The sequence below is a fragment of the Leucothrix arctica genome (genome assembly GCF_003172895.1).
Classification (GTDB): domain Bacteria; phylum Pseudomonadota; class Gammaproteobacteria; order Thiotrichales; family Thiotrichaceae; genus Leucothrix; species Leucothrix arctica.
In genome coordinates this window covers 23,492-49,581 of the sequence record NZ_QGKL01000016.1, presented here as the reverse complement: position 1 = coordinate 49,581, position 26,090 = coordinate 23,492, and the positions used below count along the sequence as shown (strand labels likewise).

The window sequence follows — 26,090 nt, the reverse complement described above, 5'->3', positions numbered from 1 at the left end:
ATTTGATATATATCTAAATTAGTGAGGTAATTACTATGCAAGCACAAACCGCAAAAGTATTTATGAATGGTCGAAGCCAAGCCATTCGATTACCAAAAGAATTTCGTTTCGACACAGAAGAGGTCTACCTGATTCGACAGGGAGACAATATTATCATCTCTGCAAAAAAGCCCTCTTGGGACGACTTTTTTAATCAAGCAAGTGCATTTGATGATGACTTTTTAGCTGACCGTGAAGATGACCTTCCTCAAGAAAGGGACTTCTTTTGATGGTAATGCTAGACACGAATATCTGTATTTATGTTTTAAAAAGACGGTCTTTAGAATTACAGCAACGCTTCCGAAGTACGCCAGACCTATGTATATCAAGTATTGTTTGTGCTGAACTTTGGTATGGCATAGAAAATAGTCAAGCTTCAATAAGAGCGGCTCGCAGAGAACAATTTGAATTGTTTCTGCAAAACATAAGTGTACTACCTTGGCCAGAAGAGGCTGGGAGATACTACGGACATATTCGTGCTCAACTTCGTCGTGAAGGTACACCAATTGGTGGTAACGACTTATTTATTGCAGTACATGCACGTTATTTGGATGCTGTGCTAATAACTAATAATATTAAAGAGTTTGAGCGTGTTGATGGTTTGAGGTTGGAGAATTGGCTTCCTTTAGAGTAAGGCTGGTTTCAAGCAGTAAGTGCAGTTGTGCCAGAGTTAGCTGGTGATAATATGTGCTCATAGCATATCTGTTTTTTGTGAGAACTAAAGTGGTAATGCCAATTAACTCATTTTTTCAATCAGATATATGTTGCACTGATTGTATTATTCCAGCGTTTGATAGCATTTTTTAGAAAGTTTCGGATAGACTATGGCTTATAAGTTATTTTTTACATTTTTTATTTTGTTGATATTATCTCCTTTACAAGCTAATTCATTGATTCTGAATGAATGTTATGAAAAAAATATTTATAAAGGGAATATTTTAAATGACGTTAAAGACTACTCTGGTGCGGTAGTTTTCTATAAGAATGCTTACCAATGTGCTAAAGAAAGGAAGCAAAAAATATCGAGTTTAGCTAGTCTTTCTGCTGCAGAGTTTAGTAAAGGAAATAAAGATTTATCGAAAAATTATCTTTTAATTTTATTGGATTTATCACCCAATAATAAATGGGCTGAAAAATTCGCAAGTGATAAAAATATCTCTTTGGTTGAATCAAAAGCTGATGATGAGTTAATAAGTGAAAATAGTGGAGGGATTTATTTTAAAAGAAATAAGGAAACAGCCCTTCTTGATCTTCCCCAATCAATTTATGTTAAAGGTGTTATATCTAAAGATATGTTGATTAATTTAAAAAAAACTATTTCATCTAATAACATAAAGAGTGCGATTGTTTATTTTGACTCTCCTGGTGGAGATCTCCTTGCTGGAATGGGTATAGGAAGGTTAATAAGGAACTATGGCTTCTCAACGGGTATTTCAGTTAACGCCAGTGTTTCTGAATACAGAGAGTCTAGCTGTTTTAGTGCTTGTGTATTAGCCTATTCAGGTGGTGTTTATCGGTCTTTATCGAGTGGGGGTAGAGTAGGTGTACATCGTTTTTCTAAAGAGTTATCTTCAAAGAATGACTTGGACTTAGCTCAAGTTGTATCTGCTAAAATAATAAAATATTTACTTGATATGGGAATTGATGTTCAGTTATTTGATCGTATGAGTAATACGAGTAAAGATAGTATTGATATTATATCAAAGAAGGATGCATCAATTTTAAAATTAGTTAATAGTAATGGAGAACAAAAAAGTTGGACTATTGAAAGTTTGAAAGGTAAAGGTATTTTATATCTTAAAGGTGTCCAAAGGACGTGGAGAGGGGTCGGTAAGCTACTATTTACATGCGACTCAAAGGATTTAATTTACGCTACGGCTATGTATAGTAAAGGAAATATAATTCCTTCCGGGGAATTTATACTTGAAATAGATAATAAAAAGTTTGATATAGATGGCGAGATAATGACGGATAAAGATAACTACATAGTTATCTTCAAACCTTCTATTGAACAATATAAATTAATTTCAAGAGGGAGTAAGGTGAGTTTTTCAATACTGGCATTAAATCCTGATTTTTTTTATGGATTTAGTTTGGCTGTTAATAAAGAAAATTCATTGGTTAGTGATTATATGGGGAGATGTATAAGGCTATCAGATAAATAAGATAAATAAGATAAATTGAACTGGTTAATTTAATAATTATATGTCGTATGAATATATAGTGAAAGTTCAAATTGAGGACGCTTTAGATTTTCTAGCACAGTAAGGATGAAACCTATTTCAGGCTTCGTCCAAACTTGACAGATAAGAAAGATAACTTATTTGTGATTTTGAAAGTGGTGAACTCAAAGGCTTTGGCTTCGATGTGGTAACGCCAAAGCAATTTTACCAACAGTGGAGAAAAGACCATGAGTAAAACACAAGTAGTGACCTTAAGAGTTCCTCTTGATCTAAAAAAGCGTTTAGAGTCAGAGGCGCAACTCCAGGGTGTTTCCATGAATAATTTAGCTAACTATCTGTTAACGACACAGATTAGCCAGCTTGAAGCGCTTTCTACTATCGAAGCAAGAATGGCAAATAAAAGCTTTGCTGAGTTGAAGTCTAAAGTGAACGGCATGCTGGATACTGTTGAAGAAAGCGACAATGTACCTAGTTGGGATTCATTGCATTAAAGCTATTTTTCGGGCGTCTGGTATTTAGGCGCCCGAGTTTATTCTGAAAATTTAATTGTATAATTGATACATTAAAGTAGTGCTGATCGCCCAATATTTTCCTCAGCAAACGCCTTAAACAATACCGCTCCCTTAGCCACATTCTCTGCCCAATCCGAAGACGAATCCTCATTTGTATCATCCGACACAAATTTATAGCACTCAAACGGCATACCAAGGTGGTCGCACACTTCTTTAAGTGCAAAAGCCTCCATATCGATCAGGTCGAGCGCAATCTCTAAACCTTCCAGCTCAGCAACAGGGTCAGTCACAAACGAATCACCAGAACCTAGAACAATGCCGTGTGCTTTTGGCAATACATCCGTCTCACCAAAAGGGGTTACACCACGCGCTGTTCCAATCCCTCGCGTATCCATATCACGCTGAATAAAGGTGTTCACTTTCAATAATCCAGACTGCTTAGTAATAGCCCCTGCCGTGCCGTAATTCACAACAAAATCAGGCTTGTGCAGTAGTATCGCTTCATACAGTTTGATCGCTGCATTCACCTTGCCGACACCCGTATGCACAACAGGCGCAAGTTGCTCTAGCTCAGGTGTTTCCATTTCCAATGCTGCCACAATAATGTAACGCTTCGCGGTTGCTGTCGTCATGACTAGTCTCCCTCAAACTCACAGATTGAGTAACAAGGGCAGTCCATTTCTTCCTGAACTTTTTTGCTGCCACCTAGGTCTGGTAAGTCGATAACAAAACAGCTTTCGACCACCACACCACCTAGTTGACGAACCAGTTTGATCGCCGCTGACACTGTGCCACCGGTAGCAATCAAGTCATCAATGATAAGCACACGATCACCGGGCTTAACGCAGTCTTTGTGGATTTCCATAACGTCTTCGCCGTACTCAAGTTGGTACGACTGACTGATGGTTTCAGCAGGGAGTTTACCCGCTTTACGAATGCTGAGAAAAGGAACACTAAGCTCATAAGCGAGCACTGAACCAAATACAAAACCACGGGACTCAATACCTGCCACAGCAGTGATGTTTTGGTCCATGTAACGCTGCACGAACTGGTCAATAGTCATTCGGAATGCTTTAGGGTTTTCCAGTAAAGTGGTGATGTCCCTAAAGTTTATGCCTGGTTTTGGATGACCGGGAATAGTACGGATAGATGAGGCGATTGTTTGGTTCATAGCTAAATAACTTAGGTTGTTTAAAACGTAATGGTGCGTTGGTCTTGCACTCTGATGCCAGCGGCCACAAGGATATAATAATGCTAAAAAATATACTTCAAAAAAATAACATCGGACTAGGGATAGGTCTGATGGTTTTACTCGTTAATCAAGGGGCTGCACGTCCGCAACCACCTGTCAGCATACAGCAAGTCGCGTTTAGTAATGACTCAAGCCAAGTGTTATACCTGAGTAACTATAGTACGGCTAAAGCAACAACGATCAACTTTGTAAGTCTCAAAACAGGTGAAACGACCGTTACGACTCCGTTGTCAGTCAAAAGTCGCATTATGGGTTTCACGCCCGACGGTTTTAAAACGGCAGTGCTTGAGCCTAAAGGTCTGAGTATTTTGCATAATAAAACGGGCAAGGTGTTACGCACGTTAAAAGTACCGTCGTTACCGTGGCCAAACCAGTACGTTGCTGGGCCAGCCATCACCAACAAAAGCGGAACTGCGCAGTTATTCCATAGTGCTAACAAGCGAGTGCTAAGCGTTGTCCACACAGGGAATGGCAGGGTGCTTGCTGCGATCAAATTACCCACAGGCACACTCTCTGCCATGGGGATTAGTCAAAACGGGCGCACTGTCGCTTATATACAAACGATGTCTGCCGCCAAAAGCCAGCTTCACCTTTATGATACTTACCAAAAGAAGGTGACGAAAATTTTGGACTTGGCTACGCAGAGCGGTCAGACGTTTAATGTTGATACCATTTCTTTTGGCGCTAAAGGGAAGTACTTGCTGGTTGGTACTAATCTGGTGGATCTAACGACTGATGGCATCACTAAAATAACGCGTAGTGACGATACTGTGCCAGCAACCTTCACTCCAAATGGGCGTTTTTTATTGGTGTCGTTCGGAAATAATCAATTATTGCGCTATGACTTAAGCAGCAAACAGAAAAAAGGAATTAGCTTAAGTTTACCGAATAATTGCCGACCGAGTCAGGCAGCCGATATTAGTCCAAATGGGCAATTGATTGCTTACGGTAGTCGTTGTTCTAGGGGAAATAACGGAGCGGGTTTTATCAGTATTTTGAACGCGGCTGATGGCTCTTTTATGAAGAAACTGACGCTAGCGCCTTAAAGTTAACGCATCACTTGTTTGTGGAGTTATCCCCAAAAGTTGTGGATAACTCTGTGAACACTATTCCTACAACTCTGTTAGAGCTAGCTATAGCTTACTGTAGCTCTATATGGTTAAAAATCGTTCAGCTTGTGTATGGGTAGATTTGTGGAAAAGTTTTTATTTGAAGCTAACAAGTTTCCAAAACCATAGGCGGAAGATAAGTTACATGGCGTGAAATTAGCGCCAATGTTGTCCAAACAAGTATCAGTTTATTAACTTTTTGTTAAAAAATATCAAGTACTTAAGTTATCCAACGATTTTCTGAGTAGCGGTGGATAAGTAATTTACTGACGTTTATTTCGGGGAAGTTTTCCCCTTTAGAGACAGTAACCATAAGGCTCTTGGAGTTTTCCAAGGCTGTGGATAAGATGGTGCATAACCTCGTTGATAACTGCAAGATATCTAACTTTAGTAATGTTTTACAGGGAGATAGCGGTATGCATAACAAAGCCACCGTAATGTTTGGTGGCTTATGTTATATCTGCTTAAACGTCGCGGTCGCGTTCGGAGTCAATTGATTTCATTAGCGCATCGGTATAGCGCTCGCCAGCGATGGTCATTTCATTGATCAGGTCATTCAATTCTGCAATCGTATCGTCGTCTAAAGCAATTTCGCTGGCCTGACGGTTCTCATGCATGTATTCAATATGCTTCGTTCCAGGGATAGGAATGAGGCGTTTATGACCCTGAGAATCTTGCTGAGAGAGTACCCATGCAAGCGCCAGCTGAGCCATGCTGCAACCGACTCGATTGGCTACTTTACTGTAAGGGTCTAGCAGCTTTATATTTTGCCCGAAACAAGCGGGATCAAAACGTGGTTTTGCGTTAGTGCAACGAATATCTTCTGGCCCTAACAGTGAGTTATTGACCGACTTCCCGGTGAGGAACTGACGACCTAGCGGTGAAAATGGTACAAAAGCGACGCCAAGTGCTTCGCAAGTCGCTAACATCTTTAACTCAGGTGTACGTGACCACAGAGAATACTCAGATTGCACCGCGCCAACAGGGAATTCTTTGTGCGCTCGCATGAGTGTCTCACTCGAAATTTCAGATAAGCCAATCTCGCGTAGCTTTCCTTCTTTAACCAAGTCACCTAATGCGCCAACGCTTTCCTCGATAGGGACACCTGCGTCCATGCGGTGCAGGTAATAAAGGTCGATAACGTCTGTTTGCAGTCGCTTTAGGCTATTTTCGCATTGTCGCTTGATGTTTTCAGGGCGTCCATCGGTCACCGTTTTGCCATCTATATCTCGTTCCATGCCGCATTTGCTCGCAAGAACATATTCATTTCTGCGAGTGCGGAGTGCTTCACCAATGAGTAATTCATTATGTCCACCGCCATACAGTGTCGCGGTATCGAGGAAGGAATAGCCTGAGTCTAGTGCTTCGTTGAGTAGTCGAATGGAGGTGTCACGGTCAGCAGCACCGTAGCCCATCGACATATTCATGCAGCCTAAGCCAACGGCAGATACTTCTAACGAACCTAGTTTACGTGTGTGCATGATTTTCCCCTTAGAAAACGCAAGTGTTGCTACCAGTTAATATTATTGTATAGCAAATACTTGCGTTCGTTAATTCGCAGCCATCGCGGTGATCAACTTATCGATGCTTGATATACGTTAGTCGTTAAATACAGCTTCCTAGTGGATAAAAAAAACACGGAATGCTAAAAGACAGCGCTTAATAGAAGAAAGAGAGTGCACACCAAAGCACAAGGCTATACCTATCTAGCCGAGGTTTGAGTTATCTGGGACTGCACAGATGATTTTTCATAACCACTTAACGTGCAGTTATCATAAGGTTTCCGATATGGAGTTTCTTTTCGCCATCTTTTTTATTATTGGTGTGCCCTTACTAATATTTATAGTGCTTCACTCTCATAAAGAGCAGAAGAGGACTAAAGAGGCGTTGAATAATCTGCCTGAAACGCATATTAGAGAGATGACCGAAGAAGACTTAGCGGTCATGCAGCACTATTATAATAATGGCTTGGTCGCGACTCCAAAGATGAAGTCTCGTTGGGGGAAAATTTATACGATTAATGTCTATTCAATATCGATTAAGAGACATCGCCCACACAGAGGAATTCCGTATTCTACGTTCTCAATTACGTTAGATAATCGAGGCGTTGTTGTTTACATACCTAGAGAAATAGAACATAAATTTTCTGAGGGTCGGCAATTTTCCGATAAAACTATCGAGGTTATGTTCGACAGAAGAGGGGTCGTGTTACACGAAATTGAGGGTGTATCAGGCTTAAGAACCTTGTATCAACAAAGGCGTATTGGGAGTCACGACAGACGGCCTGCAACATCAGTAGAACAAAGCTCTTTCCTGCTATCGCGCTGGAGTACGGTGTCAAATTCGGTGCTTATGTTTTGTGTCGTACCTTGGGTGATGCCTGCCGTTAATGAGCTAGGTTTAGACGGGTTTTTATTTGTGTATGTTCCACTCTCAATACCCATATTGTACTTTCTTAGAAAGGGCTATATAAAGTCTCGTGAGATTATTCAGCTATCAGGTGAGTTAAGTTATCACCGAGGTAAGGGGCAATACCAAGTAAATGGGCAGCCGCTTAAGTTATCGAGCAACTGGTTAAAGCGTTTAGAAGCTAAGGGCAAGAAGCTTGGTCACGTTAAGGTGGAAGCAATGCTGCATACGTTGGGCTTGTCAGAAGATAGTCATCCAATTCACCAGTACCAGCCTATATCTCTTAAGGGCACAGACTTAGATCTCACTATAAATAATTTACCGGTGGCTAGAAGTTGGTTTCTCACACTTTTTATTGGTGCATTCGTTAGTGTTAACGTCTTTGCTACACCTGTTCCGACGTTGTTTTCAGAAGTTATGAATAGCTCAAAGAGTTTATTTAGTTCTTCAGAGCTTTCCTCAAGTAGCGGGTTGTATGACGCTAAAAAGGTCGGTGATGGGCAGGCTATTTCTACTCATGGGCTAGCTATTCCTTACATCGACGCGGAAAATCATTGTCGTTATATGGACTCTGATCACTGTCCTGAACTAGATGCGCTTTTCTTTGTGAAAGATAAAGCGGCTACGCTGGAACAGTATCCTGATTTTGCACAAATGAGTGCAGCATTGTTGCCTGCCAAAATGATTGATACAAGCTACCAATCGCTGGGCTTGGTGTCTGTTTTAGACCATCCAATCGATCGATTATCTAAAAGTGACTTTGCTTATTTGGTTGAAGTTTTAGACAGCCCTTTAGTTGAAAAGCTTCCTTCCGCAAAGGGCATTAGACAGTTGATTAGGACTGAGCGCGCCAGAGGCCAAGCGCTTGCTGCAGGTCTAGAGCAGCTAAGAGATGAGGCATTGCAAGTTGTTCAGCAGCACCTAGATAAAGACATGCTAACTCTCTATAAGTTAAGCCATCAAGAAGGCGTAGTCGCGAAAGGCTATAACCTAACGTTCTTTGATGGTTGGCTCACCTCGTATGGGATGAGGAGACATGACCTTTATATCTCTCCGAATGAATATCAGAAGCTGATTGATGATTTGAGTATATACCCAGTGACAGCGCCAATTGACGGTGTTCTCAACCGTTACAAAAACACTAACTACAAAACAACAGTGACCAATGAACATTATTCGGTATCGTCATTTATTACCGCGATAGTTTTAAGCTTGGTATGGCTGAGTTCTTTGTTGTACACCCTATATCTACTTTGGCTAGCGTTTTCGAGGTTTCGTTTAAGATGAAAGAGTATTTCACCTTCGTCGTTGTTCTTATTATTTTGGTGCCCTTAGTGGTGCTTATATACCCCTATTTTGCCCGGCTAAAGTTTAGACGTGCGTTCAATAAACAGCACGGGGCTGAGACTCGTGAGATGGGTCAAGAAGACCTAGCAGTGATGCAGCATTTCTATAATTTTGGCTTAGCGGCATCGCCAAAAACCAAGGCACGTTGGGGTGCAATTTATACTATTCATGCTGACTATATTGCTATCAAAAGGCATAAACCGCTTGGTGGTTTTCCTCGCTTAACGTTTGATATACATCTGGGGAGTAAACTGTTTGTGGTGACTATTCCTCCAGAGCTAGAGGGGGAGTTTGTTGACGGGCAGGAGCTAGGTGGTAAGCGTGTAGAGCTGAGGTTTGATGGGCAATTAGTGTTACATGAAATGCATGAAGTCACAGGGCTAAAGCACTTATACCAGCAAAGGTTGGAAGAGAATTTTAATAGGCGTCCAGCAACAAAAGCTGAAAAGAATGCATTTTTACTCTCCCCATGGATAACGCTCCCTACTTGGCTGTTTGTTTTGGTTATATCGTCTAAATTTATATCAGATACTATTCTTGCTGAAATTGAGGGTGTACTACTTATTTATTCGATACCTCTAGTGCCGCTGTGTTTCTTAATGTGGTTAGCCTACAAAAGGCGAGTTAAGTACATACAGTCACGCGATATTGTTCAATTATCAGGTAACTTAAGATTCGACGAAGAACGTTATGACTACGGGCTTTTTGAGCAGACTATTGAGATGTCGCCTGAGTGGTTAAAAGAGTTAGATATCAAGGAGAAGCACTTTGGTACGGTTAAGCATTCTCTTGAGTTGCCACCTAAATGGTTAAAGTGTTTAAAAAAACAGGGTAAGGAGTTTGGCGAGGTAAAGATGGAGGCGATGCTGCATAGTTATGACTACTTAGAAAGTGATTATACTATTTCTAAGTATCAGCCTATTTCTATTAAGGGTGAAGCTCTCGATATTAATTTAGATAGTGTGCCTGTCGCTAAAGGTATTTGGTTACCGCTGATTACCGCTATTTTACTAACAATCAACATAACGACAACGCCTATAACGGTTGCCTTTTTGGAGGTCTTTAATAGCTATAGTGCTATGTCCGGTTCTACAGAGCTGGCTTCTGATAAAGACTTATATGATCCAAATAAAGTGGCAAATTATCAGGCAGTCGCGACGCACGGGTTGGCTATTCCTTCGATGAAACGGACGAGTGACTGTTCATTCCTCATTGGTAAGTGTCCTGAAAGAACAGAGCTTTTCTTTATTCGAAATAAAGAAGCGGCTTTGCAACAGTACCCTGACTTTGCACAGGCTAAAGAAGCGTTAGTTATCGCAAGGAAGATTGAAAAAAGTTATGAGTTGTTGGGTAGCGTTGCGATCATCAATAAACCAATCAGTAAACTATCTGAGGATAAAACGTCATACCTTCTAAGCGTATTAGCTAGTCCTGCGGTTGAAAAGTTTCCGTCTATAGCAGTTGTTCAGCAGCTTATTGAAACTAAAAATACTCGTGGCAAGACGCTTGCTTCGGCACTCGCTAAGTTGCTTGCTGAGTCATTGGAAGTTACACAACAGCTTATTGAGAAGGACTTGGAGATTGTTTATCGTTTGAATAATCAACAGGGTACGGTAGTTACAGGGTATAACTTGTCATTTTTTAAGGAGTGGCAAACGAAGTATAGGGGCCATTGGGGAGAGCTTCGGACTACCTCGCCAGAAAACTATGAGCAATTTATTGGATACTTGAGTGCATACCCTGTCACAGCGCCCATCGACGGTATTCTCTATCGTTATGAGAATGATTCGAAAATGGTTGTGCATAATGAGCACCACTCAATCGCGTCAGCTTCAACGGCTGCATTCATCGTGTTCATATGGGGTGTTTATTTGCTCTTCCTCCCATATTTACTCTGGCTTGTTTGTTCTAGACTTTTTAAGTAGCCTTTAAGGGTTGGGTAGCTTTTGGCGTGCTATAAACGCCGCCACAGGCCGCCCATCTTCAAGCATTTCAACCTCATCAAGCAGCACGTCATAGCCTGCGAATGTCTCAGCCAACTCACCATTTTTTAACAAGAAATTAGGGTTTTTAGGTCGTCCTATTTTAGTCTCCTCACAACCCACCATAAACGTCTGGTAGATGATGACTCCGTGAGGCTTTAGTAGTCGTTTGATATAAGGAAACAGTGGGCGGTGCAGATATCGAGCAACACAAATTAGGTCAAAACTGCCATCCTCAAACAGGGTGAATGGGTCAGTACCTGTTTCTGTATCCAGTTGTAGCGTGGGTATTTCAACTTTGCAGTATTTAGCGAGTGTAGCAACGCGCTCTAAAGAGTCAATGGAGCGGTCTATGCCGGTCATCTCCCAACCTTGTGCTGCAAGGTAGGCAAGATCACGGCCTGCACCACAAGCGATGTCTAAGCCCTTGCCAGCAGCAATATTATGTTTGGGTACAATCTCATTTACAAAGCGCTGTAACAATGGCGCTGCCTGCCAAAGCTGATGCGACACCTCGCCTTTTTCTAAAGTGTCAGAAGCGCTTAATTCCTGCTGCAAAGCCTCTGTCCAAAGTGTTTGCTCAATGACCTCATGACCTCGATCAATCAAGTACTCTGTTGCCGCTTTTAAGTCTTCAGCTTTACCACATAAATGTATAGGTGTGGTGCGCTTAGGTAACTCATGCATGCGTGTAAATAAGCTATCCGTTGGGAGTGAACAAGCGCGTGGAATATGGCCTAGTACATATTCTGCAAGTGGGCGACAGTCTATTAAAGCAGTATCAGAAGCTTGGTTCATTGGTTATTCCAGCGTGAGGTTGATGGCTTATAGTAACGTAATTGTCCATTAAAAAAGGCGTACTCATGAGTACGCCTTTCTGTGTCGTTCAGTACTCTACTTAAAAGTGGAGCACTGTGAATAGTCGTTAGCGGTTATTCAACAATAACCAAAAACTTATTCTTCTTACCTTTTTGAACCAAGATAAACTCATCATTCAGTAAGTCAGCAGCGGTGATTTCACTATCAACGCCTACTTTCTCTTTATTGATACTGATGCTGTTACTTTGCAAGCTACGACGCGCTTCACTCTTTGAAGGAAGAATATCTGTTTCAGTCGACAAAAAGCTAATCGTATCCAGTGCATCACCAAGGTTGTCGCGCTTAAGTGTGTGCGTTGGAACACCTTCAAGGACTTCCAAAAGCTCTTGCTTACTAAGCGCCATCAAGTCTTCTTTACTCCCTTTAAACATCGCTTCAGACGCTTTAACCGCCTTGTCATAACCTTCTTGGCCATGAATCATCACAGTCACTTGCTCAGCTAATTTATGCTGCAAAGCACGTTGGTGAGGTGCTTCCTTATGTTCAGCAGCAACGGCTTCAATCTCTTCCATTGGTAGCAGTGTAAAGCGTTTGATGAATACTTCTGCATCTTCATCTGACGCGTTTAACCAAAACTGGTAGAACTTGTAAGGACTCGTTTTAGCAGGGTCTAACCAGATGTTACCGCCTTCACTTTTACCAAACTTACTACCGTCTGATTTAGTGATTAGCGGGCAAGTAAAGGCAAATGCTTCACCACCATCCATACGACGGATAAGCTCAGTACCTGACGTGATATTTCCCCACTGATCAGAACCACCCATTTGTACTTTAACGCCGCCGTTTTTGTACAAGTGGTAGAAGTCATAACCTTGGATTAGCTGGTATGAAAACTCAGTGAATGACAAACCTGTTTCAACACGGCTTTTTACAGAGTCCTTCGCCATCATGTAGTTGATGGTGAGGTGCTTACCGACATTACGCAGGAAGTCCAACGCACCCATGTCTTTAAACCAGTCGTAGTTGTTCTCTAAACGCGCTGGGTTGTCAGCGGCTTCAAAGTCCAATAAGCCTTTTAGCTGTGCGCCAACACCTTCTTGGTTTTTGCGTAGTGTTTCTTCATCTAGCAAATTACGCTCAGCGCTTTTACCAGATGGATCACCGATCATGCCTGTTGCGCCACCGACTAATGCAACGGGTGTGTGACCATACTTTTGTAGATAAACCAACAACATCATCGTTGCTAAGTTTCCCACATGCATAGAGTCCGCTGTTGGGTCTACACCGACATACGCTGCGACTTTTTCTTTCGCAAACAGTTCTTCTGTACCAGGCATTATGTCCTGAATCATTCCGCGTTGTCTTAAGTCTTCGATCACATTCATGAGCTGTGTATACCTTGCGCTAAATACCAATATAAAGGACAACTTTGCCGTTATTTGTCTCGGCTTTCAAGGAGGGAATGAGTTTAGGGTGAGGGTTGTGCTAATTATTTGTACTAAGTTCATGTTTTTTAATGAATTAGTCAATTAATTGAATTTATTTGAGCCTTTTATGGAACTCTTTGCGCTTAATTGGTTGAGAGCTTAGTTCGGTACATCCCTGCCGCTATGCTTTTTTAACGATATCATGACAGCATAAGGTGAAAGGATTTTAGCCGGCTGCATTGATATTATCTAAAAGCAGATCGTCCCCCAAAATAGGCGACTGACATAGAGAAAGCTAGCACCCTCTAGTGGATACTGAGGGTGCTATTTTTTTATCTACTTAAGCACATTCGACTAATTCTTCGATAGACCATTGTTTAGGCTTGTTTTTGTAATGTACAGAAACACGGTTACGGCCTAGTTTTTTCGCTTGGTAGAGCGCTTGGTCTGCAGAGTCAATAATCTCTATAGTTCGAGTCTTTTTAGCAACCACGCAAACACCGATACTCACCGTCACTGTCCCGACTGTTTTGAAACTATGTTGCTGAATAGCTTGGCGAAGTCGTTGAGCAAGTTCAGGAGCTCTGTTGCAGTGTGGTTTAGTCAGTATCACCATAAATTCCTCACCACCCCAGCGACCAACGATCCCGTCAGAGCCTATTTGCTCGCGAAAAATATCGGCTAGCTCTACTAAAACCGCATCACCTACGTTGTGACCAAAAGTATCGTTCACGTTTTTAAAAAGATCAATATCGACAAGCATGACCGCGTAACCATGGTCAGGGTCACTCATGAGTTCACGTTGCTTAGTCAGCGTTTCATCAAGCTTTGTTCTGTTCCATAACTTTGTGAGCTTATCTATCAACGCGAGCTTTCTTAGCGCTTTACGCTCAAGCAAGATACCCACAGCCGAGGCACACATTTTTAATAAACGATCATGAAAGTTTGTCGGAGAACGATGTTCAAAAGAAGCCAACGCAAATGAGCCAATCACTTTTTTATCACGGTTGCGTATGGGCATAGACCAAACTGAGCACATATTAAAGTCTTTAACTAGGTCGCGATTACCTTCCCAGCGGGGGTCATTGAAGGTATTGACGACATAAGCAGGTTTACCAAAGTAGACAGCAGCGGCACAAGAACCATTATGATGACCAGGCTTTATTCCTTTGAGTCGGTGGTGGTGCTCAGTAGGAACACCTGGTGCACAAAGCACGTTCAGAGTATCGGTTTTATCATCTAGTAGCATTATGCAGGCTGCAGATTCAGGTAACAGGTCTTGTGCAAGACGACACAGGTCGCTGAGAATGTCAGGCTCTTTATGGTCAAGTGCGATGGAGTCTAAAATACTTTGTTGGATATTTAATATGGATTCAAACTGGTCTTCTGAAATAGTGACAGTATCGAAGCTTGGATCATCATTTCTTACGGGTTGTAGAAGCTTGTGCGGGTTCATAAACTCTCCCTTCTTTATTGTTTTTTCTCAGCCTATGACTCGACTGTTTTTGCGCCTATTTTTTAGTATTTGGTGGCGGACACTATGTTACAGGCTTCAACATTAACGTATTTTAATATTCAGGACAGCTTTTATCCGTGATTTGAGTAACCATCTGTCGGGTAGTGTTGGATTTTGTTAAATAATAAACCATAAAGCACAGTCTGTCAGATTCCCCTCTATTTTCAATGTCTTATAAATGCACAGATCACTGGGGCATTAATGATTCTGCCAGTAATTCCTTCGCCTCCTGACTGATAGCCAACACCGCAGACTTAGGAACGGGCCTTGCATAGTTAATTCGTAGGCAGTTTCTGTACTTACCCGAAGCAGAGAAAATCACTCCCGGTGCTATTTGAATTTTGTGCTGTACCAGACGTTTGTTAAGTAGCAAGGTGTCAACGTCTCCGGGTAGCTCTATCCATAATATATAGGCACCTCTTGGTGCGCTGATACGTGTCCCTTTTGGAAAATACGTTTGCAGCATATGCGTTAACTGGTCACGGTTAAGTCGGTACTGTTGTCGCACGGTACGCACATGCCTCTCGTAATAACCTTGTTTAATAAACTCAGCGATGGCCAGTTGGGTGAGGGTAGTGGTGTTGGCCGTCCCGATGTATTTCATGTGCTCGATACGTTCTTTATAGCGCCCAGGTGCAACCCAACCAATACGTAAAGCGGCTGACATGGTTTTAGAGAAAGAGCTGCATAAAATGACACGTCCTTCCGTATCAAACGAGTGCAGAGTCCTTGGTCGCGGCTGCTTATAACGCAAGTCGCCATAAATATCGTCTTCAATAATGGGCGTGTTATAGCGCTGGGTCATTTTCAAAAGGCGCACTTTATTCTCATCTGGCATGGTGCTACCGAGCGGGTTGTTTTCGGTAGGGATGACTAAAATAGCTTTGATAGGCCACTGATCAAGCGCCATTTCTAAGGCATCCAGACTCATACCATCGTCAGCATGCGCTGGAATTTCTAAAGCTTGAAGATCCAACGCTTTAAGTATTTGCATAAGGCCGTAAAATCCCGGTGACTCTACCGCCACCACGTCACCCGCTTTAGTGAGTGCTTGCAAGCTAATGGCTAGCGCTTCTTGGCAACCCGTTGTGGTAATGATGTCATCAGGGTGTAAACGTGTCCCACCATCTAGCGCTAATCGTGCAATTTGCTCACGTAGCTCAACAGCACCTTGCAGCGTGTCAGGGGTTAGGCAACGAACACCTTCCCTAATGGTGAGGTGACTCATGATTTTGAGCAGCGGCTTTAAAGTGGGCGCATCAATATCTGACATACCCGAACTTAGATAAAGAAAGTCATCGGAGTGGCCTTTATAGAGACTGCGTAATGCACGAACCTCTTTCCATTGTGAAACCTTGAGTGGGTATTGTGCTGGACGACATGGTTGTGGCATTTCTGCGGCGGCTAGCTGTGCTTTTACATAAGATCCTGATTTGGCCCGAACTTCTATCCAATGTTCTTTTTCGAGAAATAACAGGGCTTGCTGAGCCGTTGACACACTGACATCATGTTCCTGACTTAACGTACGAATCGAAGGTAGCTTTTCGTTTACTTGGTAGTAGCCTTGTTCAATACGCTCACGTATTTTTTCAGCAATCGATTGGTACAGTTTCATAATGGCCTTACAGTTTAGATTTAAAGGTAGTACAGATTGGACGTAAACGCACCAGTACAGTTGCAAAATTGGTTGATCTGTACTAGTTAATTAATCAGTTTTTACATCTGTTTGCAAGTTATATAGAGGGCTAATATTTTCCTAAACTTAATAAGGAGAATGATTATGAAGCGGTTACTTAAGTTAGTGCAGCAAGCAAGTCAACGTCAGCGTACTCGAAAGCAGTTATTGGATTTATCCCCCGAGCAGTTAAAAGATATTGCCGTAGACGTTTCAGATGCGAGACGAGAAGGGCGTAAGCGTTTTTGGCAATAACTAGTGGCTATTCAATGCCAAACCTGTGAACTATCATTGCACTACTTAACCCCCTAGTGAGCAACATCCATGCAAGCAATTAGCTTTTTAAAACAGTTTTTCTTGGCGTTAATCCAAGAGGTCTACAATGTTTGCAGTACGCTGTTCAAGGTAATGATTCCAGCCATCATTATTATAAAAATAGCACAAGAATTGGGAGGTGTAGCTTTGCTAGGACAGGCGATGGGGCCCGTCATGGAAAGTGTCGGTTTGCCGGACAGTTTAGGTTTGGTGTGGGCAACGACTTTCGCTGTGAATATCTATGGTGGTTTAGTGATCTTGGCGGATACTGCCATAGAAGGTGGAATGACGGTCGCGCAGGCGACTATTTTGGGCAGCCTCATGTTAATGGCTCACGCGCTCCCAGTAGAGGTTGCGATTGCAAAGAAGGCGGGTGTCAGTATCTGGGTGATTTTACTGGTACGTTTCGGTGGTGCGTTGATGTTCGCGTCTATATTGAATCAAGCCTACCAGTATGGTGGTTTCTTACAGCAACCCGTAACCAACCTACTACAGATAGAAACTAGTCAGACGACTGACTTACTCAGTTGGGTGTTTGGGCAGTTACAAAACTTATGCGTCATTATCTTGGTAGTAACGTGTCTGTTGTTTGTACTAAAAGTTTTAAAGTTGTTGGGCATTGAGAAGGTCATGGGTATTTTATTGAGCCCTTTATTACGCCTATTGGGTATCGGTAAAGAGGCGACTAATTTTGCCATTATCGGAATTACTCTGGGGCTTTCATTCGGTGGTGGTTTACTTATTAGCGAGGCACGCAAAGGGCATATTAAAACACGCGATATATTCACAACGATTGTATTGCTGAGTTTGGTGCATGCATTGATTGAAGACACTTTGTTGATTTTACTGATTGGCGCAGACTTCCACGGCATCTTTTGGTGGCGACTTTTGTTTACCTTTGCTTTGATGTTAGTGCTGACCCGCGGCATGGCGTTAATGAATGAGGCGACTCGACAACGTTGGTTTTATAAATCAATCTCAAGCAGCTGAGTACGCACTATAAGCATAAGGTTTAGTACTAAAGTATGGGATAATTTGTGCAACGATAACCTGATAAAGAGAGATAACCATGCCCACTGCTAGCGCTCGACACATTTTGGTAAAGACCAAAGAAGAAGCTGAAACAATTAAGCAACAGATTACCGGCGGCACTGACTTTGCTTCGTTAGCTAAAAAGCACTCAACGTGTAATACCGCTAAAAATGGCGGGGACTTGGGTGAGTTCAGTCCGGGAAAAATGGTTAAAGCGATTGATGATGTTGTCTTTAAAAAACCAGTGTTAACAGTACACGGACCTGTTAAGACAAAGTTTGGTTTTCATTTGGTGCAGACTATTTATCGAATGTAGTCGGAACTAGTATTAACTAATATAATACTTAACGTTGGTGATGTTATTTCTTTACACGCGTAAAAAAATAATTGACATGAGAAAGTCTGATGAGTAATCTAAATGCTCGTTTAGAGAAAGTTTACTAGTGGTTAATGAAACGTAAACTGAATCCGGACTTTTGAAAGTCAAAGTTCCAATAGGAGGAGTATTGAAATGAAGATGAATAAACTTGCAACGGCTATAACTCTAGCTGGTAGTGTCATATTTTCTGGCGCTGCAGCTGCAGATACAGAGTTGGTTGTTGCTACTCTGAATAACGGTCACATGATCGAAATGCAGAAGCATACTGAAGTTTTTGAAAAAGCTAACCCAGGCATCACTGTTAAGTGGGTTACGCTAGAAGAAAGCGTACTACGTTCACGTGTAACAACTGACATCGCTACTAAAGGTGGTCAGTTTGATATCATGACTATCGGTATGTACGAGACTCCAATCTGGGGTAAGAAAGGTTGGCTAGCACCACTAGTAACTAGTGAAGCTTATGACGCTGACGATATCTTCCCAGCTATCCGTAACGGTCTTTCTCACGAAGGCAAAATGTATGCTGCACCGTTCTACGGTGAGAGCTCTATGGTTATGTATCGTAAAGATCTAACTGATAAAGCTGGCATCAGCCTTCCTGACAAGCCTACTTGGTCTGACATGGAACAGGCTGTAGCAGCAATGCATAGTCCAGACGATGGCGTTTACGGTATTTGTCTACGTGGTAAGCCTGGTTGGGGCGATAACATGGCTTTCCTATCTACCCTTGCTAACACTTATGGTGCGCAGTGGTTTGACATGAATTGGAAGCCACAGCTTGATTCTCCTGAGTGGGAAGCAGCGGTTACGTTCTACGTTGATCTAATGAAGAAGTATGGTCCTCCAGGATCTGCATCTAACAGCTTCAACGAAATCCTAGCTTTGATCAATGAAGGTAAGTGTGGTGCATGGATTGATGCAACTATCGCTGCTTCATTCGTATCTGACCCATCTCAGTCTAAAGTTGCTGACAAGATAGCATTCGCACAGGCTCCTGTTCAAAAGACTGCACGTGGCGCTAACTGGTTGTGGGCTTGGGCACTAGCTGTTCCAGCATCTTCAACTAAGGTTGCAGAAGCGACTAAGTTCATCGAGTGGGCTACGTCTAAAGACTACATCAAGCTAATTGGTGAGACTAACGGATACGGTAAAGTTCCTACTGGTAGCCGTGCGTCAACGTACAACATTCCTGAGTTCAAAGCAGCGGCAAGTTTTGCTGATGCAGAGCTGAAAGCAATTTTCAGTGCTAACCCAGACGATAGTACGTTTAACAAGAACCCGTACACCGGTGTTCAGTTCGCAGCTATCCCTGAGTTCCAGGCGATTGGTACAGCAGTTGGTCAGCAAATGGCTGCAGCTCTATCAGGCGACAAAACTGTAAAAGAAGCACTAGCAGCAGCACAAGTCGCGGCAGATCGTGAGATGCGTCGTGCAGGATACTATTAAGTTTAACGCTTAATTAATCCTCCCGGGCTCAACCGGGAAGTCAGTTAAACAATACTGACGCATAAGTTAGAGTCACATCGCTCCCTATTTTTTACCTTCCGAGGGTGGGGGGCGATGTGGATACCTCACCGCCAATATACTTTTGTGTTTGTATGACTTTCCAGTTGTGTCTTTCTTAAACCCCTGTCCGAAAATGGTATCAAGAGATGCAGTCATCCTCAGCAGGTAATCGGTTCGTTCCAAGACTATTATTGTCCCCAGCAGTAGCTACGCTATTGTTATGGATGTTAGTTCCTCTAGGAATGACACTCTATTTCTCCGCTATTCGTTATAATTTAATGTCTCCCGAGCTAACAGGTTTTGTCGGTTGGGCTAACTATGAATTCTTTGTTACAAACCCTGCCTTTACTGATGCAGTTTTAAATACGTTAGTACTGCTTGGTAGTACGGTATTTATCACAGTAGCTTTTGGTTTAGCGATTGCAATGCTGATCAATGACCCTTTTCCGGGCCAGAGCTTTGTACGTATATTATTAATTTCTCCGTTCTTCGTCATGCCTACGGTAAATGCTTTGTTGTGGAAGCATATGATGATGAATCCAATCTATGGTGTGCTAGCGCAGGTCTGGACCTTCTTTGGGCTCGAACCCGTTAACTGGCTCCAAGATTTACCACTCTTCTCAGTCATTCTTATGTTGAGTTGGCAGTGGATGCCATTTGCATGTTTGATCTTCATTACTTCTCTACAGTCAATGGACCGTGAGCAGCTAGAAGCTTCAGACCTAGATGGTGCGACGTATTTACAAAAATTTAGATATCTTTACTTACCACATATGGCTCGTGCTATTACGGTAGTAATTATGATCGAAGTGATCTTCTTATTAAGTGTTTTTGCTGAGATATTTACGACTACCAATGGTGGCCCAGGTACTCAAAGTACTAACTTGGCATACTTGATTTATAACGAAGCACTTGTGAACTTTGATGTAGGCTCAGCTTCTGCTGGTGCTATGTTCGCCATCATTCTGGCTAACATCGTTGCGTTTTTCCTAATCCGCATTGTCGGCAAAAACTTGGACTGATGATTATGAGTACTACTACAGTTAAAAAGCCAGTAAGAACTGGAAAATATACTTGGAATGGGGCGATGATTACTCGCACCGTAGCGTCGTACGGTGTTGCGTTACTAATGTTTTTCCCTATTTTCTTCATGATCCTGACGTCGTTCAAGACTGAGCTTCAAGCCATTGCGGTGCCAAGCTTATGGATATTTGAACCAACGCTTGAGAACTACACAGAAGTACAAGAGCGAAGTGACTACTTTAGCTTTGCTTGGAACTCTGTTGTAACAAGTGTGGGTTCTACGATCTTAGGATTAATGATTGCTACGCCTGCTGCTTACAGCATGGCATTTAACCCAACGAAACAGACGAAAAACATCCTTATGTGGATGCTATCTACAAAGATGATGCCAGCTGTTGGTGCATTGATTCCGATCTATCTTCTATGCCAAAAATTGGGCTTACTAGATAACGTCTTCGCACTGATCATTATCTTCACGCTAATGAATCTACCGATTATGGTTTGGATGCTTTATACAAACTTTAAAGAGATTCCAAGTGAGATATTAGAAGCGTCACGTATGGATGGTGCAACACTTTGGGAAGAGTTTAGATATGTACTACTTCCTCTTGCGATGGGTGGTTTGGCATCGACAGGATTACTGTGTTTAGTATTGTCATGGAATGAGGCTTTCTGGGTCTTGAACTTGACATCAGCAAACGCAGGAACGCTAGCTTCTTTGGTAGCTTCATATTCAAGTCCTGAAGGCTTGTTCTGGTCGAAGTTATCTGCAGTATCAGTATTGGCCATCGCTCCGATTGTTATCTTTGGTTGGTTCAGCCAGAAGCAGTTGGTACAGGGATTAACTTTCGGTGCAGTGAAATAAAGGTTTTTTAGACATGGCATTTTTAAAATTACAAAACGTAGACAAGTACTACGGTAAATTACACGCAATCAAAGGCGTTAACCTAGAAATCGAAAACGGTGAGTTCATCGTATTTGTTGGGCCGTCAGGTTGTGGTAAGTCGACACTGCTTCGAATGATTGCAGGACTTGAAGTCATCAATGGTGGTGAGTTGATTCTAGATGGTAAAGACATTACGACGACTCCATCAGCTCAGCGTGATCTAGCAATGGTATTCCAGTCGTATGCGCTATATCCGCACATGACGGTTGAAGACAATATGTCTTTTGCATTGCGTCTAGCTAAGGTTGACCCAGCTGAGATTCAAGAGAAAGTTGAAAAGGCTGCTGAAAAACTAGACCTGACGGCTTACCTAAAGCGTACGCCTAAGATGTTGTCTGGTGGACAGCGTCAACGTGTCGCTATCGGTCGTGCGATTGTTCGTTCTCCAAAAGTCTTCTTGTTTGATGAGCCACTATCTAACTTGGATGCGGCACTACGTGGTCAAACTCGAGTTGAGATTGCAGAACTACACAGAGAGTTGGGTGCAACCACTGTCTATGTAACGCATGACCAAGTTGAAGCGATGACGTTGGCAGATCGAGTGGTTGTATTACGTGACGGTATTATTGAGCAGGTGGGTACACCACTAGACCTTTATGATCATCCGAAAAACCGTTTTGTATCTCAGTTTATTGGTATGCCTCAGATGAACCTTCTACCGGCTGATTTCTTACCAGCTGTCGCTGAAGGTTCTGCTGAAGTGGGTATTCGTCCTGAGCATATGAAAGCAGTTGGTGCAGAAGGCGCAGCACTTAGTGGTGTTGTTGAGTTGGTTGAGTCTTTAGGTAATGAGACGTTGATCCATATGAAAATTGCCGGCAAGCACCAGATAATTGTTAGACAGTATGTACGTACTGAACTGAAAATTGGCGATACAGTTGGCGTAGAGTTTGACGCTAGCCGAGTACATCGTTTTGATTCAGAAGGGCTGGCTCTGTAAAGCGTCGCTTTGCTGGAATTGTCATAACAATTTATAGCCGTACTTGATCTTTAGAGCCTGTGGTAAACTGCACGATAGGGTTGTCACAGGTTCTAATGATTGATTTTCCTGAGAATTGTATGCAAATGGAGCAAATGGAGCAAATGGAGCAAATGTAGAAAGGCTGATCGGAATATATACAGTTTCTACGTTTTTTTATTTTCACTGTAGTGGCGACACTATAGAGTTCCATATACATGCGTTAGAATTGAATGCTAGGCTACCCGAAATGACTAAACAACCCAGCGAGAAAATGAAACAAATTAAGACAATGGAGGAGTTATCTATAGAGATTGGTGTCTCTAGGCCCACTCTATCCAAGTACTTTGCAGACCAGTCATCCGTTCGCGATTCAATGCGCGCTAGGATCGAGAAAGGTTTGTCTGAAGTAGATTACGTTCCAAACTTTTTTGCTCGAAACATGAATCGACGTAACACACGTTTATTCGGTGTTGTTATTCCGCATGTTAATGACTTCTACTTCATGGAGTTGTTGCAAGAAATCGAACTGCGTGCCAAAGAATTAGATTATTCGATTCTGATTCAAAATACCCATGACGATCCTGAAAAGGAATTGTTAGCCGTTGAGAACTTTCGCTCGATGAATGCTGAAGGCATCATCATTGCTCCGGTGGGTTCTAAAGAAAATTCTACCCAATTTAAGCGCCTTCAAGGACAGCTTCCGCTTGTGTTTGTAGATGCTAGATGCCCCGGTTTGGAAAATCAGTTTCCATTCGTTGGCACAGATAATCAACAAAGTATTCACCTGATGGTGGACTACCTATCACGCTCTGGAAAACCACCTGTTTTTCTGAGTATGCCGTCAGTAACTAACAGTAACGCTTTGGAGCGTGAAGCAGGCATAAGGCACGTATGACGGAGCTTGGCTTTGAGCCTGAAGTGCTGTCAGACGAATGGAATGGCGAATACGGTAACTTTGAAGCTTACTCTTATAACCTTATGAAAGGGTTGTTTGCGAAGGGTGAGTACAAAGATGCAACGATTTTATGTTCTAATGACCGACTTGCTATGGGCGTGTTACGCGCGGGTAACGAAGCGGCTTTATTTAGTGATCGTGCGGGTCAACAAGGTGGTTTACGTGTGGCTGGTCATGATGACCATGCCTTAAGTAGTTATGTGTGGCCGTCACTGACAACCGTATCTCAAGACGTTAAACAGATCGCTAGAACGGCTGTTGATTGTCTTCGTGACCTGACAAAAAATGACGCAAAGTCAGCGTCTGCTGAACATTTGTTTAGTGTGCAATTGAAGTTACGCGACTCAGCTTAACAGTTTTAATACGACCTCTACGTCCGTAGAGGTACATACCGATTACCTGTAAGTGCGACTGCACTTTTCCGTGTGAATTTCTGAGGTATTTTCAATGACGAATAAACGTTTAGAAGGCCGTGTGGCCTTAATTACAGGTGCTGCACGTGGCATTGGTCGTAGCTTTGCTGAGCGCTATCTTGACGAAGGTGCTAGCGTCGTCATTGCTGATATTAATATCGATCGAGCGCAACTAACCGCTGACCAACTCGGTGAACACTGTACTGCGATTGCCCTCGATGTGACTAAACAGGAAAGCATCGACGCATGTGTTGATGAGACGGTTGAGCATTTAGGTAAAATTGATATTCTCATTAATAACGCCGCGTTATTTAGTGCTGCGCCAACGGTTGAAATTACGCGTGAAGATTACGATAAGCTCTATGCGGTAAATGTCTCGGGTTCGTTGTTTATGTTGCAGGCCGCTGCCAAGCACATGATCGAGCGAGGCGAGGGCGGTAAAATCATTAATATGGCAAGTCAGGCAGGGCGCCGTGGTGAAGCGTTAGTGGCGGTGTATTGTTCTACTAAAGCAGCAATTATTAGTTTAACTCAGTCGTTTGGCTTGGACTTGATCCAGTACGGCATTAACGTGAATGCTATTTCGCCGGGTGTGGTTGATGGTGAGCATTGGGATATTGTGGATTCGTTTTTTGCCAAACACGAAAATTTACAGCCAGGTGAAAAGAAAAAGCAAGTGGCCGCTAATGTCCCTTTTGGACGCATGGGCGTTGCTGAAGATCTCACTGGAATGGCTGTTTTCCTTGCGAGTAGTGATTCTGACTATGTGGTTGCGCAGACTTATAACGTTGACGGTGGTCAGTGGATGAGTTGATGGTTTGTATGACTACTTCTTGAAGTGCGTTGTAATTTTAAAGTACCCGTTATGTAATGTGACGGGTGCTTTTTTGTTTGAAAAGCTCGTTTATTTGCGGCTTAAAAGGGTATAAATGAAGATAGAAACAATCCAGTGGCAAGACGCTTTGCTAATAAGGCATCAGGTACTTTGGCCTAGTAAACCACCATCGTTTTGTCAGGTTCAGGGAGATGAGACAGCTAATCACTATGGTGCTTTTATTAAGGGTGAATTGGTGTGTGTAGCGTCTGTTTATATTGATGGACGTAGTGCTCGATTACGTAAGTTCGCTACGCTGCCAGAATGTCAGGGGAAGGGTATTGGCTCTCAGGTTATTGCGCATATAATGGAGACTTTGCGGGATGAGTGTGTAGAGCGCTTTTGGTGTGATGCTCGGACGAGTGCCGTTAGTTTTTATCAGCGTTTTGGATTGGAGCAGCAAGGAGAAGAGTTTTTAAAGTCAGGTGTTCCCTATTTTAAAATGGAAATTAGCGTTTAACGACTTAAAAACGCACCATAAAAAACGCCATAAAAAGCCCCACAACCGAGAAAATTGTAGGGCTTAGTCACAAGATAGTGTGACGTTAGCTTATATAAAGAAGGACTCTTTACACACCAATCTCGCCACCATCAATGCGAGAAATAACCACTGTTGAAGCACGTGGACGAACTTCAACACCTGTCGGTGTTTCCTCAGCCGCATCAAAACTGTAAGGCCAGTTACGAGGGTGTTGAATGTTTAGGAAGCAGTGTTTGTGGTCAGGTGTAAACGTCAAGCCAGTGACTTCGCAACCATTTGGACTGACGAAGAAACAACGTAGCTAGTCACCTCATCCGCGCCGTTGTCTGTCTGAACCCAAAGAATACCGCGATAATCAAACACCAAGCCGTCTGGGGTAGCAAATTGGTTTAGCTCACCTAGACCTGAGATATTTGCCGCTTCGTCATCTTCACTTTACGCACCGAATACAAAAATATCCCACTAGAAATGAACCTGATTGTCAGAATCTTCCCAGCGAATGATATGACCATAACTGTTGTTTAGAGGTGGGTTAGCCGCGTTTGTGCCAGTCACTTCAGTACGGTTTGTATTATTAGTCAGCGTTAGATAAAAAACACCTGTAATCGTGTCCCAACCGTAACGCGTTGCACTTGAAGAAATACCAATACGCTGCTGATTGAGTGCCTGTATCAGAGAAATAACCAGGCCAGTTCTCTTCACACGTTAGGTAAGTGCCCCAAGGCGCTAAAATGCGTGCAACATAACCCGCAGGTACAACCACTGCGTCTAGCTTAGCGCCATCAATTGATTGAAAACCAAGGCTAACCGTTGCTTGTTGGTCAATATTAGCAACTCTAGATGCGACTGAGTCATCGTCATCATCAGTGAGATTACAACCAGAAAGACCGAAGCCAGCCATCGCGCTAAGTGCAGCCATACCGCCACCAACCTTT

Annotated in this window: 28 protein-coding genes; 18 read left to right on the top strand and 10 right to left on the bottom strand. The window is 42.7% G+C overall.

Annotated elements, in window-relative coordinates; translation table 11 throughout:
* Nucleotides 1–35: 35 nt before the first annotated feature.
* The 4 genes from DKT75_RS05485 to DKT75_RS05470 all read left to right on the top strand — a co-directional run bounded on the left by DKT75_RS05485 (nt 36) and on the right by DKT75_RS05470 (nt 2,713).
* A complete protein-coding gene (locus DKT75_RS05485) occupies nt 36–269 on the top strand; it encodes an antitoxin (protein ID WP_109822424.1) in 234 nt (77 codons plus the stop codon).
* Nucleotides 269–673 carry a type II toxin-antitoxin system tRNA(fMet)-specific endonuclease VapC gene (gene vapC / locus DKT75_RS05480; RefSeq protein WP_211665191.1) on the top strand — a complete coding sequence of 135 codons (405 nt, stop codon included), beginning with the start codon at nt 269–271 and terminating at the stop codon, nt 671–673. The genes DKT75_RS05485 and vapC overlap by 1 nt, the downstream gene beginning before the upstream one ends.
* Nucleotides 674–863: 190 nt before the next feature.
* Nucleotides 864–2,204, top strand: coding sequence for a COG3904 family protein (locus DKT75_RS05475; RefSeq protein ID WP_109822422.1), 1,341 nt, complete (start codon nt 864–866; stop codon nt 2,202–2,204).
* Nucleotides 2,205–2,449: 245 nt separating this feature from the next.
* Nucleotides 2,450–2,713, top strand: a complete 264-nt coding sequence (locus DKT75_RS05470) for a toxin-antitoxin system HicB family antitoxin (RefSeq protein WP_109822421.1) — start codon at nt 2,450–2,452, stop codon at nt 2,711–2,713.
* A gap of 71 nt (nt 2,714–2,784) precedes the next feature.
* Here the strand turns inward: DKT75_RS05470 and DKT75_RS05465 are convergent, their stop codons facing one another.
* Both DKT75_RS05465 and DKT75_RS05460 read right to left on the bottom strand, forming a co-directional pair.
* Entirely contained in the window at nt 2,785–3,366 is a 582-nt protein-coding gene (locus tag DKT75_RS05465; RefSeq protein WP_109822420.1) for a phosphorylase family protein, read from the bottom strand.
* Nucleotides 3,367–3,368: 2 nt separating this feature from the next.
* Nucleotides 3,369–3,905: an adenine phosphoribosyltransferase gene (locus DKT75_RS05460; protein ID WP_109822419.1), complete on the bottom strand. Its 537-nt coding sequence runs from the start codon at nt 3,903–3,905 to the stop codon at nt 3,369–3,371.
* Nucleotides 3,906–3,985: 80 nt separating this feature from the next.
* Between DKT75_RS05460 and DKT75_RS05455 the strand changes: the two genes are divergently transcribed.
* A complete protein-coding gene (locus tag DKT75_RS05455; RefSeq protein WP_109822418.1) occupies nt 3,986–5,032 on the top strand; it encodes a WD40 repeat domain-containing protein in 1,047 nt (348 codons plus the stop codon).
* 527 nt (nt 5,033–5,559) lie between these two features.
* Here DKT75_RS05455 and DKT75_RS05450 read toward each other — a convergent pair.
* The gene (locus tag DKT75_RS05450) at nt 5,560–6,576 is read right to left on the bottom strand and encodes an aldo/keto reductase (RefSeq protein WP_109822417.1); all 1,017 of its coding nucleotides are present in this window, start codon (nt 6,574–6,576) and stop codon (nt 5,560–5,562) included.
* A 307-nt stretch (nt 6,577–6,883) separates the two neighbouring features.
* Here DKT75_RS05450 and DKT75_RS05445 point away from each other — a divergent pair, with 307 nt between their 5' ends.
* On the top strand, nt 6,884–8,791 hold the full coding sequence (locus DKT75_RS05445; RefSeq protein WP_109822416.1) for a hypothetical protein: 1,908 nt from the start codon (nt 6,884–6,886) through the stop codon (nt 8,789–8,791).
* Nucleotides 8,788–10,776, top strand: coding sequence for a hypothetical protein (locus DKT75_RS05440; RefSeq protein WP_109822415.1), 1,989 nt, complete (start codon nt 8,788–8,790; stop codon nt 10,774–10,776). The genes DKT75_RS05445 and DKT75_RS05440 overlap by 4 nt, the downstream gene beginning before the upstream one ends.
* Nucleotides 10,777–10,779: 3 nt before the next feature.
* On the opposite strand, the gene DKT75_RS05435 is transcribed toward DKT75_RS05440, so the two are convergent.
* The 4 genes from DKT75_RS05435 to DKT75_RS05420 form a co-directional block, all read right to left on the bottom strand.
* Nucleotides 10,780–11,631, bottom strand: coding sequence for a methyltransferase domain-containing protein (locus DKT75_RS05435; RefSeq protein WP_109822414.1), 852 nt, complete (start codon nt 11,629–11,631; stop codon nt 10,780–10,782).
* Between the two features lie 134 nt (nt 11,632–11,765).
* Nucleotides 11,766–13,037 (bottom strand): tyrosine--tRNA ligase, encoded by a 1,272-nt coding sequence (tyrS, locus tag DKT75_RS05430; RefSeq protein ID WP_109822413.1) that lies wholly within the window; start codon nt 13,035–13,037, stop codon nt 11,766–11,768.
* Between the two features lie 382 nt (nt 13,038–13,419).
* Nucleotides 13,420–14,535 (bottom strand): sensor domain-containing diguanylate cyclase, encoded by a 1,116-nt coding sequence (locus tag DKT75_RS05425; RefSeq protein WP_109822412.1) that lies wholly within the window; start codon nt 14,533–14,535, stop codon nt 13,420–13,422.
* Between the two features lie 247 nt (nt 14,536–14,782).
* The gene (locus tag DKT75_RS05420) at nt 14,783–16,210 is read right to left on the bottom strand and encodes an aminotransferase-like domain-containing protein (protein ID WP_109822411.1); all 1,428 of its coding nucleotides are present in this window, start codon (nt 16,208–16,210) and stop codon (nt 14,783–14,785) included.
* Between the two features lie 165 nt (nt 16,211–16,375).
* Between DKT75_RS05420 and DKT75_RS05415 the strand changes: the two genes are divergently transcribed.
* The 11 genes from DKT75_RS05415 to DKT75_RS05365 all read left to right on the top strand — a co-directional run bounded on the left by DKT75_RS05415 (nt 16,376) and on the right by DKT75_RS05365 (nt 25,134).
* Entirely contained in the window at nt 16,376–16,525 is a 150-nt protein-coding gene (locus tag DKT75_RS05415; protein WP_211665187.1) for a DUF1127 domain-containing protein, read from the top strand.
* Between the two features lie 69 nt (nt 16,526–16,594).
* Nucleotides 16,595–17,575: a hypothetical protein gene (locus DKT75_RS05410; RefSeq protein ID WP_109822409.1), complete on the top strand. Its 981-nt coding sequence runs from the start codon at nt 16,595–16,597 to the stop codon at nt 17,573–17,575.
* A 79-nt stretch (nt 17,576–17,654) separates the two neighbouring features.
* Nucleotides 17,655–17,933, top strand: a complete 279-nt coding sequence (locus DKT75_RS05405; RefSeq protein ID WP_109822408.1) for a peptidylprolyl isomerase — start codon at nt 17,655–17,657, stop codon at nt 17,931–17,933.
* A gap of 195 nt (nt 17,934–18,128) precedes the next feature.
* Entirely contained in the window at nt 18,129–19,442 is a 1,314-nt protein-coding gene (locus tag DKT75_RS05400) for an ABC transporter substrate-binding protein (RefSeq protein ID WP_109822407.1), read from the top strand.
* Between the two features lie 206 nt (nt 19,443–19,648).
* The gene (locus tag DKT75_RS05395; protein ID WP_109822406.1) at nt 19,649–20,524 is read left to right on the top strand and encodes a carbohydrate ABC transporter permease; all 876 of its coding nucleotides are present in this window, start codon (nt 19,649–19,651) and stop codon (nt 20,522–20,524) included.
* A 5-nt stretch (nt 20,525–20,529) separates the two neighbouring features.
* Nucleotides 20,530–21,390 (top strand): carbohydrate ABC transporter permease, encoded by an 861-nt coding sequence (locus DKT75_RS05390; protein ID WP_109822468.1) that lies wholly within the window; start codon nt 20,530–20,532, stop codon nt 21,388–21,390.
* A 13-nt stretch (nt 21,391–21,403) separates the two neighbouring features.
* Entirely contained in the window at nt 21,404–22,411 is a 1,008-nt protein-coding gene (locus DKT75_RS05385; protein ID WP_109822405.1) for an ABC transporter ATP-binding protein, read from the top strand.
* Between the two features lie 268 nt (nt 22,412–22,679).
* A complete protein-coding gene (locus DKT75_RS05380; RefSeq protein WP_109822404.1) occupies nt 22,680–23,327 on the top strand; it encodes a LacI family DNA-binding transcriptional regulator in 648 nt (215 codons plus the stop codon).
* Nucleotides 23,324–23,740 carry a substrate-binding domain-containing protein gene (locus DKT75_RS05375; protein ID WP_109822403.1) on the top strand — a complete coding sequence of 139 codons (417 nt, stop codon included), beginning with the start codon at nt 23,324–23,326 and terminating at the stop codon, nt 23,738–23,740. The genes DKT75_RS05380 and DKT75_RS05375 overlap by 4 nt, the downstream gene beginning before the upstream one ends.
* A 94-nt stretch (nt 23,741–23,834) precedes the next feature.
* Nucleotides 23,835–24,614 carry an L-iditol 2-dehydrogenase gene (locus tag DKT75_RS05370; protein ID WP_109822402.1) on the top strand — a complete coding sequence of 260 codons (780 nt, stop codon included), beginning with the start codon at nt 23,835–23,837 and terminating at the stop codon, nt 24,612–24,614.
* Nucleotides 24,615–24,729: 115 nt separating this feature from the next.
* Nucleotides 24,730–25,134 carry a GNAT family N-acetyltransferase gene (locus tag DKT75_RS05365; protein WP_109822401.1) on the top strand — a complete coding sequence of 135 codons (405 nt, stop codon included), beginning with the start codon at nt 24,730–24,732 and terminating at the stop codon, nt 25,132–25,134.
* 109 nt (nt 25,135–25,243) lie between these two features.
* Here the strand turns inward: DKT75_RS05365 and DKT75_RS21920 are convergent, their stop codons facing one another.
* From DKT75_RS21920 to DKT75_RS21910, 3 genes are all read right to left on the bottom strand, one after another.
* Complete coding sequence (locus DKT75_RS21920) at nt 25,244–25,411, bottom strand: hypothetical protein (RefSeq protein WP_245923097.1); 168 nt, start codon at nt 25,409–25,411, stop codon at nt 25,244–25,246.
* Nucleotides 25,412–25,617: 206 nt separating this feature from the next.
* The gene (locus DKT75_RS22480) at nt 25,618–25,710 is read right to left on the bottom strand and encodes a hypothetical protein (RefSeq protein ID WP_425451393.1); all 93 of its coding nucleotides are present in this window, start codon (nt 25,708–25,710) and stop codon (nt 25,618–25,620) included.
* 19 nt (nt 25,711–25,729) lie between these two features.
* Complete coding sequence (locus tag DKT75_RS21910; protein ID WP_109822400.1) at nt 25,730–26,074, bottom strand: DUF839 domain-containing protein; 345 nt, start codon at nt 26,072–26,074, stop codon at nt 25,730–25,732.
* Between the last annotated feature and the right edge of the window lie 16 nt (nt 26,075–26,090).